A 15,550-nucleotide genomic window follows, 5' to 3' on the forward strand; every position below is an offset into this window, starting at 1 on the left:
CGCGGCGCGTTGCGCCAGATCAAGCAGTGGCAGCGTCGGTTCGCCATCGGTCGAAGTCCGGTGGCGCCATCGGGCGCGCGATGAAGTAACCCTGGACCCCGTCGCAACCGCAACTGGCGGTCAGGTCGAACTGTTCCTGCGTTTCCACGCCCTCGGCGACCACCAGCAGCCCCAGCGCGTGCGCGAGCTGGACGATGGACCGGAACACCGCGGCATCGCCCGCGCTCTCGCCGGCATTGACGATGAAGCTGCGGTCCAGCTTCACCGACGTCAGGGGCATGCGAGGCAGCTGCGACAGCGTCGAGTAGCCCACGCCGAAGTCGTCCATCGCCACCTTCAATCCGTGCTGGCGCGCGCGCTCCAGCGCGGCGACCGCGTGCGCGTCGGCGAACACGCCCTCGGTCACCTCGATGCAGAAGCGGCCGGCCGGCAGGTCCTGCCGGGCCAGGAGCGCCAGCAGGTCGGCCACCACATCGCCGGCGGCGAACTGGGCGGGTGACACGTTCAGGTTGATCACCGGCCATTGGCCGGGCGCCGTTCGCTCCCAGGCCGCCGCCTGGTCGACCGCCAGGCCGAGCAGCTTGCGCCCCAGCGCGGCGATCAACCCCTTGCGTTCAGCCAGCGGAATGAACCGGTCGGGCGGGACGGCGCCAAGCCGCGGGTGACGCCACCTTGCCAACGACTCCACGGCCATGATCCTCCGGTCGGCCACGCCCACCACGGGCTGGAACGCCAGCCAGAGTTCATCGTCGCTGGCCAAGGCCTGGTGGAGGTCCTGCTCGAGCTCGACCTCCTGCTGGCGCGTGTCGTGCATGGCTTTCGCGAACGCCACGGCCTGGTTGCCGCCGCGGGCCTTGGCGACGTACATGGCCTGGTCGGCCGCCTGCGCCAGGTTGGCGCCGGCGGCTTTCTGCGCATGCGCGGTACCCACGCTTGCCACCAGCCTGAAGCTTCGTCCGCGCACCTCGTAAGGCCGGGCCAGCGAGCGGCTGACCGCGGCGCCCAGTTGCTCGGCCTCCCCGGGGCTCAGGTCCGCGCAATAGATGGCGAATTCATCGCCGCCGATGCGGCCCACCGGCGCGCCATTCGCCGCGGCACGCAGCCGCGTCGCCACCTCGACCAGCACGCGGTCGCCTTCTTCATGGCCGAAGGCCTCATTGACCGCCCTGAAACCGTCCAGGTCAATCAGCACCTCGCTCGCACCCGGGCCCGCGGCTGCCGTCCCGCTTCGGCGCAGGTCCATCATCTTGTTGCGGGTGAGCAGCCCCGTCAGGGCGTCGTGGTCGGCCGCTCGCCGCGTCAGGCGTTCGGCAATGCCACGCAGCCGATCCACGCCGTGGGCGCGCACGGTAACGATGGTGACCACGGCCCAGATCAACGCGATGATGAAGGCGCCTTGGTAGACCAGCAGCACGCCGTCCGGCGGCAGCTGCATGCCCGGGTTGGCGAGCCACCTCGACATGAGCCAGACCCCCAGTGCCAGCAGCAGCGTGGTGCTGCCTAGCAGGCGGCGCGCCAGGCGGCCCGGCTCGGAGCCCGCGGTCAGGGCCTGCATGAAAGACCGGCGCGAGGTCGCCAGCAGAAGCGCCAGCGCCAGCGATGCCGTGCCCGCCACGGTCCAGGGCGCCATGGCGCCCTTGAAGGCCAGCAGCCCGCCGAGGTAGCCCACAAGTGCCACGAAGAGCACTGCCAGTGAAGCCGCAGCCAGGAGCTGCGACACCAGCGGCTGCCGCATGCGCCGCGCAATTTCGCCAAGGCACAGCAGCAGCAACGTCCAGGCGACATTCAGCGGCATCGCGATGTGGTTGCCCGTGGCTTGCCGATGCGCTTCGAGCGTGCCGCGAAACGGTGTCAATGCGTTGAAGAGCCGGTCGCCCGTCAGGGGGACCAGCAGCCTGATCGATACGAGGCACAGGGCGGCCGCCACGGCGATTCGAGCGACCGTTCGGGCAAGCCCGGTCGTCTTGCCGGGCATCAGCGCGATCGTGAGCAGCAGCAGGCACAGCGCCGTGCCGGGGTGGGTGGCAGGCAGGTTGGCGACCGGGCGCCACATGCCCGGCACATCCAGTGCGTAACCGAGCAGGACCCAGAGGCTGATGCTGCTGCCGATGGCAGTACCCGCAATGCGGGCCACACGCGGCAGGCGCCATCGTGCGGGGTGCTCAGTCATGCCGCCATCGCGGAAGGCGGATCGCCTCGGCAAGGCGGCACCGGCGCCTGGGATCAGAAATACCGAAGGGCAGAGCTGGGTGCATCGGTGCGATGAGTTCTGCAATCGCCGGCGAAAGCCGATCCGCATCGAGAGCCTTTGACGCACTGTAGCAGCGAGGGTGCGTCAGTTGAACGAGGGTCGTCGCGTCTGGCCGGCGCCATCGGCAAGGTTTGCCGACCGAGCGATGCGCAGTCGCTTCAACCCGCCATGCCCGGCGGCCATTCCTCGTAGAAGTTGATGCTTTCGGGGATCGAGTGCCCATCCATCGTGTGCGCCGCCCATGCGAGTACATGTGCCATGTACCTGGAGCCAACAGACGACAGGCCGCATGACTCGGCAACTTCATCCAGTCGCGCGCGGCAGACATCGAGGTGGCGCCGGACGCCCTCGGAGCCGCCGAGGTAGAGGTGAAATTCCTCGAGATCGATGCCCAACCCGGAGACTCCATAGGTGCCGGCCACGCCGGGTGCCTCTTCGTAGATGGCCATGATGTCCTTGCCCTCCAGGGTCGCAACGGCCGTGAGTACATCGCAGAACGCGTCTTTCAGGCCGTTGCTGATCCAGAGGTCGAAGCTGCCGCGGATGATGATGGGGGCGCCCATGGGCTCTACCTTTGGTTGGGGCCGGTGCGAAGCACACGGTCTGTGCGGGTTACAACCTCCGTGACGGTCCAGGACGTTCGGGGTTGGAGACTTCCATGGGCAACACGAATGTCCAAGGGTGCTCAAGCATCGTATCCTTCCGGGCGCTGGGCACTTCCGCATTCGCTGCGGCGCAGTGCGCGTGACGCAACAGCCGCGGCGCCTAATCCTTCATGAACCTGGCATACACAGCCAGCGCCATCACGATGCTCAGAACAAGAAGAAGCACCTCGTAGGTCGCGAGCCCCACCCAGAACCTGAACGGTTCCTTCTTCCTGAAGACCCCGTACCGGGCACCGATGACACCCGTCCTGATCGCGCGATAGGGATACCACAGCGGCAACACGAACCAGCACAGCAGGGCGACGACGCAGAGGGTGTTCGACCAGAGGCCGGGGGCAACAGCCTTTGCGACGATCGGCAGGATGATGCCGCTCACGAACATGTCGGCTGAAACGCGGTCGAAGGAGACAGAGGGATTCGTTGAGCCTGAGTTCAGCATCGCGCGATGGTAGCTGCGCTTCGCCGGGTCACTCGTCTGTCAAGGCAGTTCTGCGTCTCTTGGCGGCTTCAGGCCTAGACCGAGCCAGTTCGGCGGCAATGCCTCGTCGACGACGGGGCTGCGAACGGCCTTCCACCCGCGCGCGGTGATCGCCGTCACGGCGGCCGCATCCTGCACCTGCAACCGGACCTCGTTGCCAGGCCACGGAATCCGGGCCTCGACCAGACCCGCAGCCTGCAGCACCCGCAACCGGTCGATGCTCACCGGCTCGGACACCGTGCAAGGCGGCGGCGCCTCGGCCAGCGCCCGCAGGAGATTCATGCACATCGTCGCGCTCCCGGCCATGCCATGGCGTCAGCCCATCAGCGTGCGCAGGCTGGCCAGCGCGACCTTCCGGTCGGCGATGCCGTGGTAGATGGGCGGCACTTCCTTGTCCACGCCCATGAGACCGTACACGCCATGCATGGCGCCGCGCACCGAGTACTCGACGGTGAAGACCACGTCCTCCGCAATCTCCACGTACTGGCCCAGCAGCGCGAAGTTCTTCGCGCCGTGCGGAATGACGGCTGGCCGGTCCGTCGGGGCGCGGCATTCGAACTCGCTGGTGATGTACGGCATCATCACCGGCACCACGGTGGTGGTGCGCCGCACCTCGTCCAGGATGTCCTCGAAGCCCAGGTGGTGGATGAGTTCGGTCAGTATTTCCTGCCCCGTGGCCTGCGCCATCGTGCGGTCGATGAAGTTGCCCCGCGTTTCCAGCAGCAGGCCGTAGCCCCACAGCGTGAACACGCCGTCGGGCTGCGCGTCGAAGTGCGGCGGGTGCGGCACCACGATCGACATCAGCCAGCTCGAATCCTTGAAGGTCATGAGGCCGCCCGTGCCGGGCGCGTTGCCCGAGAAGGCCTGGATGCGCTGCAGCAGCAACGGGCTGCGCAGCGTGAGCGTGAAAGACTCCCACTTGCTCTCGTCCACGTTGCCGCAGAAGGCCTCGGGCCGGCCCAGGCCCGGGGCCTTGCGCGCCAGGTTCTTCCACAGCGTCCAGGCGCCGTCGTGCGGCACCCGCACGAGCTCGGGCGCCTGGTGGTCGTTGCCGTTGCGCGAGTCGGCGGTCATGGAGCCGAGCGTGAGCAGGGCGCACTCCTGCGGCCCCAGCGGGTACGACAGCGGCCTGCCGTCGCGCACGCAGTGCAGCGTCCGCAGCCGCAAGCCGACGTCCGCGCCGTCGTGGGTGTCGGTTTTGGCAAAGTCCGCATCGACCACGCGCGTGCCGAACTCGAACAGCACGCCGTGCGCGCGCAGCCAGCGCACCATCGGCCGCACGATGGTGTCGTACTGGTTGAGCTCGGTGCGGCGCACGCCGCCCAGGGTGTGGATGCGCGGCAGCTCCTGCAGGAAGCGCAGCATGTAGCGCTTGAGCTCGACCGCGCTGTGCCAGTTCTGGAACGCGAAGGTGGTGCGCCACATGGCCCAGAAGTTGGTGTCCAGGAAGTGCGGGGAGAACCACTCCTCGATGCGCCGGGTGCCCAGCACGCGCTCGGGCATGGCCAGCAGGCGCATCAGTTCCAGCCGGTCCTGCAGGTCGAAGCCGAGGTCGCTGGCGTCCAGGATGCGGTGGTGCCGGTCGATCAGCCGCGCGTTCGCGTCGGAGTGCACCTGCCGGTTGAAGTCGCGCACCTCCTCGTGCACCGTGCGCGCGGGGGTGTTCAGCGACGGGATGCTGTCGAGCACGTTCCACAGGCAGGTGTAGGTCTCGTCGGTGAACATGCGCCCGCCGCGCGTCACGTAGCCCTGCTTCGCGTCGCCCGCGCCGTCGAGCGCGCCGCCGGGCAGCGGCGACTCCTCCAGGATGCGGATGCGCGAGCCGTGCATGCCGCCGTCGCGAATCAGCAGCACGGCCGCGCTCAGCGCCCCGATGCCGCTGCCGACGATGGTGGCCTGGGTGAAAGGGGGCATGGGGTGTTCCTCGGGAAAGCGGTGGCGCAAGCGCTGTGTCGCCCGAGCGTACGGACGCGGGCGCGTCGCGGGCTTGACGCAGCGCAAGCCGCGCGCCGAGGGCGCGGCCTAAGGTGGCGCCATGTGGCGCCATGTGGCGCCATCGGCCCCCGCCTTCCCGGCCTTGCCTCAAGTTCCCCAAGGAGCTATTCCATGCAGACCCCCAGATCCATCCTGCTTCACCTCGACAGCTCGGCGCGCGCGGTGGAGCGCATCCGGCTCGCGCGCCAGTTGGCCGAGACCTTCGACGCGCAGGTCACGGCGCAGCCGTGCACGCTGTCGTCGCTGATGCGCTATCCGCTCGCGCTGGAAGGCGCGGCCGAGGCGGTGGCGATCATGCAGTCGCTCGACAAGGAAGCGCGCGACCGCATGCACGCGGCCTTCGCCGTCCAAAGCGCGGGCTCGCGTCGCATGCACTGGCTGGAGCCGATGCCCGATGCGCCCTGGGGCTTCGCCCGGCGCGCGCTCTACGCCGACCTGGTGGTGATGGGCCAGCGCGACCGCAACGACCCGTTCGACGCCGAGCTGCCAGCGGACTTCCTCACCGGCGTGCTGGTCGACAGCGGCCGGCCCGCGCTGGTGCTGCCCTGCGTGGGCCCGGTGGCCCCCATCGGCCACACGGTGCTGCTGGCCTGGAAGGAAACGCGCGAATCGGCGCGCGCGGTGACGGCGGCGCTGCCTTGGCTGCGCACCGCGTCGCGCGTGCATGCGGTGTCCTACGGCGGCGAGGCCGAGGTATCGCTGGAGGGCCTGCGCGGCTACCTGCGCGCCCAGGGCATCGTCGAGCCGACGCTGCACTTCGGCGACAAGGACGAGGGCGACGTGGGCAACCGGCTGCTTTCCCTGTCCGCGGACCTCGGCGCCGACCTGCTGGTGATGGGCTGCTACGGCCACAGCCGCGCGCGCGAGTGGATGATGGGCGGCGCCACGCTGTCGATCCTGCAGTCGATGACGCTGCCGGTGCTGATGTCGCACTGAACGGCGGGCCGCACCCCTGGCTGCACGTCTGGCCGCACCACGGGTCGGGGCGGCAGCGTCAGGCGAGCGTTTCCACCAACAGGGCCTGCAGCATGAAGCGCCGGTTGTCGCCCGGCGCGGCCTCTTCGCCGAGGCTGTCCGCCAGGCGCGCCGAGGCGTGCGTGTCGCAGGCGATGTCGTCGTACACGGGAATGCCGGCGGCCTGGCCGATCTGCCGCACCAGCGCCGCCGGCATGCCCTGGCAGATCACCGCGTCGTACAGCCGCCCGAGCGTGCGGCCGGTGTGCTGCACCTCGCGCGGGTCGCCGGCGCCCGACAGGTTCCAGCGCACCGTGGCCACGTGCGCGCCCAGTTCGCCGGCGGCGCGCAGCAGCGGCGCCGGGTCGTCCACCACCGCGGCGGCGCGCAGCAGCCCGATGTTCATGCCGCGCAGCAGCAGCGGCAGGGCATTCGTGCGCGCAAGGTGGCGCAGGCGCAGCGCCAGCCTGAGCAGTTCGGCCGTATCCTGCGGCGGCGGAACATTCGAGGTGCGCAGATCGGTGGGTTCGGATGGCAAGAGCATGGTGCGACAAGTGTGTGACGCCGCCAAGGCTAGTTCGCCGCCGCGCGCGGCCCTTGATGCGCGTCAAGGGCCGCGTGTCGCGCCGGCGTTGATACACGCCGGACACATGCCGGACACCGGGCATTCACCGAGCGTTACCCGCCGATGCGCAGCGTTGTCGCTGAGTTGCCGTGCGCTTCCTAGCATCGGTCCATCGACACGCGACACCCCCGTTGCGCCCAAGGAGTTTCAGATGCCTGATTTCACCGCCACCGAGAACACCACCGAAACGCTGAAGCGCCTGGCCGCGCAGCTGCAGCCGGAGCGCCGTCTGGTGCACACCGGCGACGTGGTCTACCAGGCGGGGGAGCGCTTCGAGCACCTGTACATCCTGAACTCCGGCTTCTACAAGATCGTGAACCTCACGGCCGACGGCCGCGAGCAGGTGGTGGGGCTGAAGTTCCGCGGCGACTGGCTCGGCTTCGAAGGCATTGCCGGCGGCTGCTACGGCTGCGACGCGGTGGCCATGGACACGGGCGAGGTCTGGGTGGTGTCCTACGACGCGCTGATCGCGGCCAGCCGGGTGCACCCCGACCTGCTGCAGGTGCTGCACGCCGCCATGAGCCGCGAGATTGCGAGCGACCGCGACTCGCTGATGTCGGTCTGCACGCTGCCGGCCGACGCACGGGTGGCCGACTTCCTGCGCTACTGGGCCGAGTCGCTGGCCGAACGCGGCATGCGCACCGACCAGATCACGCTGCGCATGACGCGCGCCGAAATCGGCAACTACCTGGGCATGACGCTGGAGACGGTGAGCCGGGCGCTGTCGCGGCTGGCGCGCGACAAGGTCATCGGCTTTGCCGAGAAGGGGCGGCGCGACGTGCAGATTCCCGACGTGGGCGCGCTGTCGGCCTTCGTGCAGCGCTGCCTGGCACCGGTGGCGGTGCCGGCGCCCGCCATGCTGCAGTGAGGCCTCAGGCCAGCAGCCGCGCGATGGCGCGCGCGAGTTCGCCGCGCGTGTAGGGCTTGGGCAGCAGTTCCCAGCTGGGTGGCATGTCGCGGTCGGCGTCCAGCAGCTCCGACGAGAAGCCCGACATCAGCAGGATCGCCAGGCGCGGGAACAGCTGCTGTGCCTCGGTGGCGAGCTGCGTGCCGCGTATGCCTGCGCCGAGCGCGATGTCGCTCAGCAGCAGGTCGAAGGGGGCGGTGGCGTTCTGCAGCACCGACAGGGCCTCTTCACCGTTGGCCGCCGATGCCACCTTGCAACCCAGCGTGACCAGGAAGGTGTGCGCCACCTTTCGCACCTCGGCGTCGTCCTCGACCAGCATCACCCGCAGGCCGGCGGGGACGGATGCATCGGCGCGCTCTTCTTCCGCGGCCGGCGGCGCGGCGCGGCTGCCGCGTTCCAGCTGCGGCAGGTAGAGCGTGACCGTGGTGCCCGCACCCGGCTGGCTCTCGATCGCGATGGCGCCCTTCGACTGCTTGACGAAGCCGTACACCGTGCTCAGGCCCAGCCCGGTGCCGCGGCCGGCCTCCTTGGTGGTGAAGAAGGGCTCGAAGGCGCGCTCCTTCACGTCCTCGGCCATGCCGGTGCCGCTGTCGGAAATGGAAAGGGCCACGAAGCGGCCGTGCCCCTGCATGTTCGGGTCGTTGCGCTCCGTGCGCAGGGCGAGCGGCAGCAGGCCGCAGTCCTCGGAGCGAAAGTGCAGGGTGCCGCCTTCGGGCATGGCGTCGCGCGCGTTGATGGCGATGTTCAGCAGCGCCGACTCCAGCTGCACCGGGTCGGCCAGCACCGGCGGGCAGGCCGGGCCGGTGTCGATGGCGATGTGAATGCGCTGGTCCAGCGTGCGGCGCAGCATGTCGGCCAGCGAATGGAGCAGGGCGTGGGTGTCGACCACGTCGGGCTGCAGCATCTGCCGGCGCGAGAAGGCCAGCAGCTTGCCGGTGAGCTCGGCGCCGCGCCGGCTGGCGCGCATGGCCGCCCCCACCAGCTGTTGCGCATGGGTGTCCTGCGCCAGCGCGGGCAGCTCCTCGAGCACCTGCAGGTTGCCCATGATCACGGTGAGCAGGTTGTTGAAGTCGTGCGCGATGCCGCCGGTGAGCTGGCCGACGCTTTCGAGCCGCTGGGCGTGGGCCAGCGCCTCTTCGGTGCGCACGCGCTGCAGGCTGGTGGCCAGCAGGTTGGACAGCGACTCCAGGAACCGCAGCTCCTCGTCGCCGAAACGCTTGGCCTGCCGCGAGCGCACCGACAGCATGCCGATCACCCGGCCTCGGTCGGACAGCGGCACCGCGAGCGCGCTGACCAGCCCGGCCGCCAGGTAGGCGGGCGGCACCGCGAAGCGCTGCTCGCTGCGGTAGTCCGCAATCACCACCGGGCGCCCTTGAGACAGCACGTAGCCCGGTGGCGTGTCGGGCCGGTTGGCGATGCGCGCGCCGATCTCCTCGCCCGCCACGTTGCCCACGCCGCTGGCCACGCGGAACTCGAGCCCGCTGTCTTCGAGCAGCAGCACCATCGCCACCTCGACCTCCAGGCCTGCGGCGGCGATGTGCGGCACCTGCTCGAGCACCACCTGCAGGTCGCGCGTGTCCACCGCCAACCGGCCCAGCTGCGCCAGGTGGTCGCTGTAGCGTGCGCGCTGCAGCGCCTGCTTCACGCGCGGGTAGGCGCCGATGTCGCGGATCGCGGCCACCACGAAGGGCAGGCCGTGGTCCTGCAGCGGGCTGAGCGCGATCTCGACCATGACCTCGCTGCCGTCCTTGCACTTGGCGACCAGCTCCATGTGCGTGCCCATGGGACGCGGGCGCGGCGCGCGGCCGTAGGCCTCGCGGTAGGACGCATGGCGCGGGCGGATGCTGTCGGGCACCAGCACGTCGACGTTCAGCCCGATGAGCTCTTCGACGGCATAGCCCAGCAGCGCGGCGGCCGAAGGGTTGGCCAGCATGATGACCCCGGCCTGGTCGACCAGCAGCAGTGAGTCGGGGTAGGCGATGAAGAGCGAGCGGAACACGCTGCCTTCCTCGATGCCGGACGGCAGCGACAGCAGGAAAGGGGGGCGCGGTGCGTCAGCCATGGGACACGGGCGGCACCAGGATGTAGCCCGCGCCGCGCACCGACTTGATGAGCTGCGGTTCGTCCGCGTCGGCCTCGATCTTCTTGCGCAGTCGGCCGACCTGCACGTCGATCGTGCGGTCGAAGGGGGCGGCTTCGCGCCCGCGGGTCTGCTCCAGCAGAAAGTCGCGCGACAGCACACGTCCGGGGTGCCGTGCAAAGGCGCACAGCAGGTCGAACTCGCCGCCGGTGAGCGCCACGTCCTGACCGTTCGGGTCGGTGAGGCGGCGCGCGGCGGTGTCCAGCTGCCAGCCGGCGAAGCGCAACTGCTCGACGGCGCCCACGGGCGCTGCAAGGACCGCGACCGGCGCTTCGGGCGTCGTGCGGCGCAGCACCGCCTTCACGCGCGCCACCAGCTCGCGCAGGTCGAAGGGCTTGGTCACGTAGTCGTCGGCACCCACTTCCAGGCCGACCACCTTGTCCACCGCGTCGCCGCGCCCGGTGACGATGACCAGGCCGCAGCGCCAGCTTTCGCGCATGCGCCGCGCAATGGAAAAACCGTCTTCGCCGGGCAGGCCGAGGTCGAGCAGCACCAGGTCGGCCGGGTCGGCCGCCATGAGCGCCATGAGGGCGCGGCCGTTGTGCAGCTGGGTCACGCGAAAGCCGTGGCTCTGCAAATAGGTGGCCAGGAGCTGCGTGATGTCGACTTCGTCGTCGAGCACCGCGATATGGGGTGCGGGTTTCATGCGAGAGGGGGCGTCGGGAATCCGGGGGAGCGTAGCACGCATGCCTTGGAAGCAGCCCCTGTGCGGGGCGAGGTTTCCAGCGCCGGTTTTCGGCGGCGTCATGCTTGATCTGGCGCAAGGGTCTCTCGCGCCCGGCTGCACAGAATTGCCGCTTCGTTCAAGAGGCACGCATGCATTCACTGTTTTTTTCGGGCGTTCTGGATCTTCCCTGGTGGGGCTGCGTGCTCGTCGCGCTGGCGCTCACGCACGTCACCATCGCGTCGGTCACCATCTTCCTGCACCGCCACCAGGCGCACCGCGCGCTCGACCTGCATCCAACGGTCAGCCATTTCTTCCGTTTCTGGCTGTGGCTCACCACGGGCATGGTCACCAGGCAGTGGGCCGCGGTGCACCGCAAGCACCACGCCAAGTGCGAGACGCCCGAAGACCCGCACAGCCCCCAGGTGTACGGCCTGAGCCGCGTGCTGTGGGGCGGCGTGGCGCTGTATGCGCGCGAGGCGGCCAACAAGGAAACGCTGGCGCGCTACGGCCACGGCACGCCGGACGACTGGATCGAGCGCCGGCTGTACACCCGCCACCAGGTCATGGGCATCGTGCTGATGGGCGTGCTAGACATGGCGCTGTTCGGCGTGGTGCCGGGCGCGCTGATCCTGTTCACGCAGATCGCGTGGATTCCCTTCTGGGCGGCCGGCGTGGTGAACGGCATCGGCCACTGTTGGGGTTACCGCAACTGGCCGGCGGCCGACGCCAGCACCAACATCTTTCCCATCGGTATCGTGATCGGCGGCGAGGAACTGCACAACAACCACCATGCCTTTCCGACCTCGGCCAAGCTGTCGAGCAAGTGGTACGAGTTCGACATCGGCTGGCTCTACATCCGCACGCTGCAGGCGCTGGGCCTGGCGAAGGTCAAGCACCTGGCGCCGAAGCCGCGGCTGGTGGCGCCCCGGCCCGTCGTCGACATCGACACCGTGCAGGCGGTCATTCGCCATCACTACGACGTGCTGTCGAGCTACACGCGCTCGCTGAAGACGGCCCATGCCCGCGAGTTCGGCCGGCTGCGCGAAGCGTCGCCGCAAGAGGCGCGTGCGCTGCGCGGCGTGAAGCGCTGGCTCGGCACCGACGAACGCGCGCTCGACGCCGCCCGGCAGGCACAGATGCTGGCGGCGCTGGGCGCCTCGCATGCGCTGGCGACCATGTACGCCATGCGGCGCGAGCTCACGGTGCTGTGGGCTCGCTCGGGCGCCACGGGTGACCAGCTCGTGCGGCGCCTGCAGGACTGGTGCGAACGCGCGGAAGACAGCGGCATCGCACCGCTGGCCGACTTCTCGATGCGGCTGCGGTCCTACGCCTGAGCCTGCGGCCGGGCCCGAAGCGCCTTCGCCGCTGGCTGGCTACTGGCTGGCGACTTCGCCAACCGGCAGCGTGAAGTGCTCGGACTCGACCCGGGCCAGTTCCTCCGGCGCGCGGATCAGCAGCACCGGCACGGGCGACATGCGCAGGATGTGCTCCGCGCTGCTGCCCATCACCCAGCGGCCCAGGCCGCGGCGGCCATGGGTGCCGATCACGATCAGTTCGGCGTGCGAGGCCACGGCTTGCGCGATGACCTGGTCGTGCACCGCGCCCCTCACGCTGTCGCACAGCACCACGTCCGCTTCCACGCCTTGCGAGGCAGCCTGCGCGCGGCCTTCCTGCAGCAGCGCCGAGGCCTTGGCGCGCAGCTCTTCGAGCCAGTTGCCGGCGTAGCCGGCGTAGGCGTCCATGGCAAGCGCGAACGAGAGCTCGTCGATCACGTGCACCAGCCGCAGTCGCCCGCCGGTGAGCTGGGCCAGACGGATCGCCTCGGCGAGGCCGCGGGTGGATGTCGAACTGCCGTCGATGGGAACAAGGATTCGCTGGTACATGGCGTGCCTCCGGGGCGAGTGGGTGTGAATGCCAGTATCGGGAGCGCGCTGTGGCGCGGCATTGATATCGATCAAGCCCGTGCAGCCCGCCAGGCGCGATGCTGGCGGCATGCAAGCCACACCCCTCGCGACACACGCCGCCGTGCGCATCATCCGCCAGGAGCATGCCGCGCTCGCGGCGATGCTGCGCTCCATCGTCATGCTGCTGGAGCAGCACCGCCGCAAGGGAACCCTGCCCGACTTCGCGGTGCTGCGGGCCATGCTGTTCTACGTGGACGAATTTCCCGAGCAGCGGCACCACCGCAAGGAAACCGAATTGCTGTTTCCCAAGCTGCGCGCGCGCACGCCCATGTCGCGCGACCTGCTGGACAAGCTCGACAACGACCACGCCTGGGGCGAGCGCCGCATCCGCCATGTCGAGCACGCGCTGCTGGCCTTCGAGATGCTCGGCGAACCGCGGCGCGAGGCCTTCGAGACGGCGATGGGGAAGTACGTCGACTTCTACCTCGAACACATGGCCATGGAAGAGCGCGAGATTCTGCCGCTGGCCGAACGTGTGCTGAGCGACGACGACTGGCGCGAGCTGGACGAGGCCTTCGGGCAGAACCGCGACCCGCTGACCGGGCACGTGCCCGACCTGGCCTACAACGCGCTGTTCACACGCATCGTGAACAGCGTGCCCGCGCCCATCGGACTGGGGCCGGCGCTCTGACGCCGGATCGTCGCGCGCGGCTTTGCAGGGCTTGAGAAGAACTGCGAGCTGCTGCTCGACACCCGCCTTCGGTCCGTCCAACGGAGCTGTATTCAGGGGAGCACAGCACGCGACACCGGCGTTGCGTTGAAGGGCCGGAGCAGGTACGGCACCGGGCCGGGTCCTTCGGCCTCCCGGCTCAGCTCCCCGGCATGTGGGGCGGATTCAGCGCCACGCGCTTGGCCGACTTCCTGCGCATGCGGATGTTGAGCATCTCCACGGTCAGCGAGAAGGCCATGGCGAAGTACACGTAGCCCTTGGGCACGTGGTGCTCGAAGCCCTCCGCCACCAGCACGACGCCCACCACCACCAGGAACGAGAGCGCCAGCATCTTGATGGTGGGGTGGTTCGAGACGAAGCGCCCGATCGGGCCGGCGAACACCATCATCAGCAGCACGGACACGATCACCGCGGCAATCATGATTCGCACGTCGTCCACCATGCCGACCGCCGTGATGATCGAGTCCAGCGAGAACACCAGGTCGATCACCATGATCTGCAGCAGCACGGAGGCCAGGGTCGCCTTGACTGGGCCGGACTTCTGAGTGTGCTCGCCTTCCAGCGACTGATGGACCTCGGTGGTGCTCTTCCAGATCAGGAACAGCCCGCCCACGATCAGGATCAGGTCGCGGCCCGAAATCTCCTGCCCGAACAGCGAGAAGAGCGGCGTGACCAGGCCGACGATCCAGGCCAGCACCAGCAGCAGCCCGATGCGCATGAACATGGCCATGAACAGGCCCGCCCGCCGCGCAAATTCGCGCTGGGCGGGCGGCAGTTTGTCGACCAGGATGGAGATGAAGATGATGTTGTCGATGCCCAGCACGAGCTCGAGCGCGGTCAACGTGGCGAAGGCGATCCAGGCTTGAGGATCGGTCAGAAGTTCAAGCATCGAGGTCTTTCGGTAACGGCAGTGCGAGGACGCGACGATCGGTGTTGCACGCGCAACTTTACGGTATCGGCAGCCCGGACTTCGCGCTCGACACGCCGTGGTGCGTGAGCCAGCCCCACGGCGATCCGCTGGACATGGAAGACGCCGGCCTTGCGATCTGGGCGCAGACCGAACGTGTCGTCAGAGCGCCAGCGGCCACTGACCGCTGTGGGCGGGCGCACGGCTTGCGCCCGCTTCAACGGCCTCTGACTAAGCTTATGAGGAGGAAGTATTTGCAATTTACATGATCAATGCCCCATGATCATGAAAATGGATACTGAAACCGATGGAACTCAGGCAGCTTGAGGCCTTCGCTGCCGTCATGTCGACCGGCAGCGTCACCGGCGCTGCGCGGTTGCTGTCGCGTTCCCAGCCCGCGGTTTCCCGCCTGGTGCAGGAACTGGAAGCCGAGATCGGCTATGCGCTGTTCAACCGCCACGGCCCCCGCGTGACGCCCACCGAGCAGGGCTTCCTGCTCTATGAAGACGTCGACCGCGCGCTGGGCAGCCTCCAGCAGATCCACCTGCGCGCGGCCGACATCGCGCGCGGCAGTTCGCAGCCGCTGCTGCTGGCGGCCACCTCCGCGCTGGCGCTCGGGCTGCTTCCGCAGGCGCTGCGGCGCGTGGAGGCGCAGGCCGGCGCCGTGCCCATCCAGTTGCGCAGCGCCTCGCCCGAACAGGTGGTGCATGCGGTGCTCAGCGGCGCGGTGCAGCTCGGCGCAAGCAGCCTGCCGCTGGAGCACCGGGGCCTCGAGGTGCACTGGATCGGTGAGATGCCGTGCGTGGCGGTGCTGCCGCATGACGACCCGCTCGCCGCGCACGCGGTGGTGCCGCTGGCGGCGCTGGCGCAGCGCCGCCTGATCACCATGAGCAACCCCTTCCGCCTGCGCCACCGGCTCGACGCGACGCTGGCACGTGCCGGCCACAGCCCGGCGCGCAGGGAAGCGCTGATCGAGACCAATTCGTCGGTCAATGCACAGGCGCTGGCGCGCGCCGGCCTGGGCGTGGCGGTGCTGGAGCCGCTGACCGCCTGCGGTGCGCCGCTCGAAGGCCTGGCCGTGCGGCCGCTCGATACCAACATTCCCTTCGTCTTCGGCGTGGTCACGCCGCAGGCCAAGCCGATCACGCCGCCGGTGCGCGCGCTGATCGACGCGCTGCTGGCCGCCGCCCTTGCGCTGCCGCATTTCGTGCAGCACGACGCGTCGGCCCATGCCGCGCTGCTGCGCACCCTGTACGGCACCGACCTTGACGATCCCGGCAACGGCGATGCCGTGGCCGGCGACGACAGCCCTTCCTGAAAAACCCTG

At 69.2% G+C, this 15,550-nt stretch carries 15 protein-coding genes; 5 read left to right on the plus strand and 10 right to left on the minus strand.

Features of this window, described 5'->3' with window-relative positions; genetic code table 11:
* Positions 1–19: 19 nt before the first annotated feature.
* From AC1DJH_RS15200 to AC1DJH_RS15220, 5 genes are all read right to left on the minus strand, one after another.
* Entirely contained in the window at positions 20–2,170 is a 2,151-nt protein-coding gene (locus tag AC1DJH_RS15200; protein ID WP_478186196.1) for a putative bifunctional diguanylate cyclase/phosphodiesterase, read from the minus strand.
* A 239-nt stretch (positions 2,171–2,409) separates the two neighbouring features.
* Entirely contained in the window at positions 2,410–2,814 is a 405-nt protein-coding gene (locus AC1DJH_RS15205) for a hypothetical protein (RefSeq protein WP_478186197.1), read from the minus strand.
* 202 nt (positions 2,815–3,016) lie between these two features.
* Complete coding sequence (locus tag AC1DJH_RS15210) at positions 3,017–3,355, minus strand: hypothetical protein (RefSeq protein ID WP_478186198.1); 339 nt, start codon at positions 3,353–3,355, stop codon at positions 3,017–3,019.
* A 39-nt stretch (positions 3,356–3,394) separates the two neighbouring features.
* Positions 3,395–3,682: a hypothetical protein gene (locus AC1DJH_RS15215; protein WP_478186199.1), complete on the minus strand. Its 288-nt coding sequence runs from the start codon at positions 3,680–3,682 to the stop codon at positions 3,395–3,397.
* A gap of 27 nt (positions 3,683–3,709) precedes the next feature.
* The gene (locus tag AC1DJH_RS15220; protein WP_478186200.1) at positions 3,710–5,308 is read right to left on the minus strand and encodes an oleate hydratase; all 1,599 of its coding nucleotides are present in this window, start codon (positions 5,306–5,308) and stop codon (positions 3,710–3,712) included.
* 192 nt (positions 5,309–5,500) lie between these two features.
* Here AC1DJH_RS15220 and AC1DJH_RS15225 point away from each other — a divergent pair, with 192 nt between their 5' ends.
* On the plus strand, positions 5,501–6,325 hold the full coding sequence (locus tag AC1DJH_RS15225) for a universal stress protein (RefSeq protein WP_478186201.1): 825 nt from the start codon (positions 5,501–5,503) through the stop codon (positions 6,323–6,325).
* Positions 6,326–6,383: 58 nt separating this feature from the next.
* Here AC1DJH_RS15225 and AC1DJH_RS15230 read toward each other — a convergent pair whose 3' ends face one another.
* Positions 6,384–6,887, minus strand: coding sequence for an ornithine carbamoyltransferase (locus tag AC1DJH_RS15230; RefSeq protein WP_478186202.1), 504 nt, complete (start codon positions 6,885–6,887; stop codon positions 6,384–6,386).
* A 232-nt stretch (positions 6,888–7,119) separates the two neighbouring features.
* Here AC1DJH_RS15230 and AC1DJH_RS15235 point away from each other — a divergent pair, with 232 nt between their 5' ends.
* Positions 7,120–7,836: a Crp/Fnr family transcriptional regulator gene (locus AC1DJH_RS15235; RefSeq protein ID WP_478186203.1), complete on the plus strand. Its 717-nt coding sequence runs from the start codon at positions 7,120–7,122 to the stop codon at positions 7,834–7,836.
* A gap of 4 nt (positions 7,837–7,840) precedes the next feature.
* Here AC1DJH_RS15235 and AC1DJH_RS15240 read toward each other — a convergent pair whose 3' ends face one another.
* Together AC1DJH_RS15240 and AC1DJH_RS15245 are read right to left on the minus strand one after the other, a co-directional pair.
* Complete coding sequence (locus AC1DJH_RS15240; protein ID WP_478186204.1) at positions 7,841–9,937, minus strand: PAS domain S-box protein; 2,097 nt, start codon at positions 9,935–9,937, stop codon at positions 7,841–7,843.
* Entirely contained in the window at positions 9,930–10,661 is a 732-nt protein-coding gene (locus tag AC1DJH_RS15245) for a response regulator (protein ID WP_478186205.1), read from the minus strand. The genes AC1DJH_RS15240 and AC1DJH_RS15245 overlap by 8 nt, the downstream gene beginning before the upstream one ends.
* Positions 10,662–10,831: 170 nt before the next feature.
* Here AC1DJH_RS15245 and AC1DJH_RS15250 point away from each other — a divergent pair, with 170 nt between their 5' ends.
* Positions 10,832–12,016 carry a DesA family fatty acid desaturase gene (locus AC1DJH_RS15250; RefSeq protein ID WP_478186206.1) on the plus strand — a complete coding sequence of 395 codons (1,185 nt, stop codon included), beginning with the start codon at positions 10,832–10,834 and terminating at the stop codon, positions 12,014–12,016.
* 39 nt (positions 12,017–12,055) lie between these two features.
* On the opposite strand, the gene AC1DJH_RS15255 is transcribed toward AC1DJH_RS15250, so the two are convergent.
* Entirely contained in the window at positions 12,056–12,565 is a 510-nt protein-coding gene (locus AC1DJH_RS15255; RefSeq protein WP_478186207.1) for a universal stress protein, read from the minus strand.
* Between the two features lie 109 nt (positions 12,566–12,674).
* Between AC1DJH_RS15255 and AC1DJH_RS15260 the strand changes: the two genes are divergently transcribed.
* Positions 12,675–13,277, plus strand: a complete 603-nt coding sequence (locus AC1DJH_RS15260) for a hemerythrin domain-containing protein (RefSeq protein WP_478186208.1) — start codon at positions 12,675–12,677, stop codon at positions 13,275–13,277.
* A gap of 178 nt (positions 13,278–13,455) precedes the next feature.
* Here AC1DJH_RS15260 and AC1DJH_RS15265 read toward each other — a convergent pair whose 3' ends face one another.
* Positions 13,456–14,205, minus strand: coding sequence for a TerC family protein (locus AC1DJH_RS15265; protein ID WP_478186209.1), 750 nt, complete (start codon positions 14,203–14,205; stop codon positions 13,456–13,458).
* Positions 14,206–14,530: 325 nt separating this feature from the next.
* Here AC1DJH_RS15265 and AC1DJH_RS15270 point away from each other — a divergent pair, with 325 nt between their 5' ends.
* Positions 14,531–15,541: a LysR family transcriptional regulator gene (locus tag AC1DJH_RS15270; protein ID WP_478186210.1), complete on the plus strand. Its 1,011-nt coding sequence runs from the start codon at positions 14,531–14,533 to the stop codon at positions 15,539–15,541.
* Positions 15,542–15,550: the final 9 nt, after the last annotated feature.

This window comes from Variovorax sp. 10N412 (assembly GCF_056394985.1).

Coding starts and splice junctions, on each gene's coding strand:
- AC1DJH_RS15200 (WP_478186196.1), bottom strand. CDS start 2,170: ATGACTGAGCACCCCGCACGATGGCGCCTGCCGCGTGTGGCCCGCATT.
- AC1DJH_RS15205 (WP_478186197.1), bottom strand. CDS start 2,814: ATGGGCGCCCCCATCATCATCCGCGGCAGCTTCGACCTCTGGATCAGC.
- AC1DJH_RS15210 (WP_478186198.1), bottom strand. CDS start 3,355: ATGCTGAACTCAGGCTCAACGAATCCCTCTGTCTCCTTCGACCGCGTT.
- AC1DJH_RS15215 (WP_478186199.1), bottom strand. CDS start 3,682: ATGTGCATGAATCTCCTGCGGGCGCTGGCCGAGGCGCCGCCGCCTTGC.
- AC1DJH_RS15220 (WP_478186200.1), bottom strand. CDS start 5,308: ATGCCCCCTTTCACCCAGGCCACCATCGTCGGCAGCGGCATCGGGGCG.
- AC1DJH_RS15225 (WP_478186201.1), top strand. CDS start 5,501: ATGCAGACCCCCAGATCCATCCTGCTTCACCTCGACAGCTCGGCGCGC.
- AC1DJH_RS15230 (WP_478186202.1), bottom strand. CDS start 6,887: ATGCTCTTGCCATCCGAACCCACCGATCTGCGCACCTCGAATGTTCCG.
- AC1DJH_RS15235 (WP_478186203.1), top strand. CDS start 7,120: ATGCCTGATTTCACCGCCACCGAGAACACCACCGAAACGCTGAAGCGC.
- AC1DJH_RS15240 (WP_478186204.1), bottom strand. CDS start 9,937: ATGGCTGACGCACCGCGCCCCCCTTTCCTGCTGTCGCTGCCGTCCGGC.
- AC1DJH_RS15245 (WP_478186205.1), bottom strand. CDS start 10,661: ATGAAACCCGCACCCCATATCGCGGTGCTCGACGACGAAGTCGACATC.
- AC1DJH_RS15250 (WP_478186206.1), top strand. CDS start 10,832: ATGCATTCACTGTTTTTTTCGGGCGTTCTGGATCTTCCCTGGTGGGGC.
- AC1DJH_RS15255 (WP_478186207.1), bottom strand. CDS start 12,565: ATGTACCAGCGAATCCTTGTTCCCATCGACGGCAGTTCGACATCCACC.
- AC1DJH_RS15260 (WP_478186208.1), top strand. CDS start 12,675: ATGCAAGCCACACCCCTCGCGACACACGCCGCCGTGCGCATCATCCGC.
- AC1DJH_RS15265 (WP_478186209.1), bottom strand. CDS start 14,205: ATGCTTGAACTTCTGACCGATCCTCAAGCCTGGATCGCCTTCGCCACG.
- AC1DJH_RS15270 (WP_478186210.1), top strand. CDS start 14,531: ATGGAACTCAGGCAGCTTGAGGCCTTCGCTGCCGTCATGTCGACCGGC.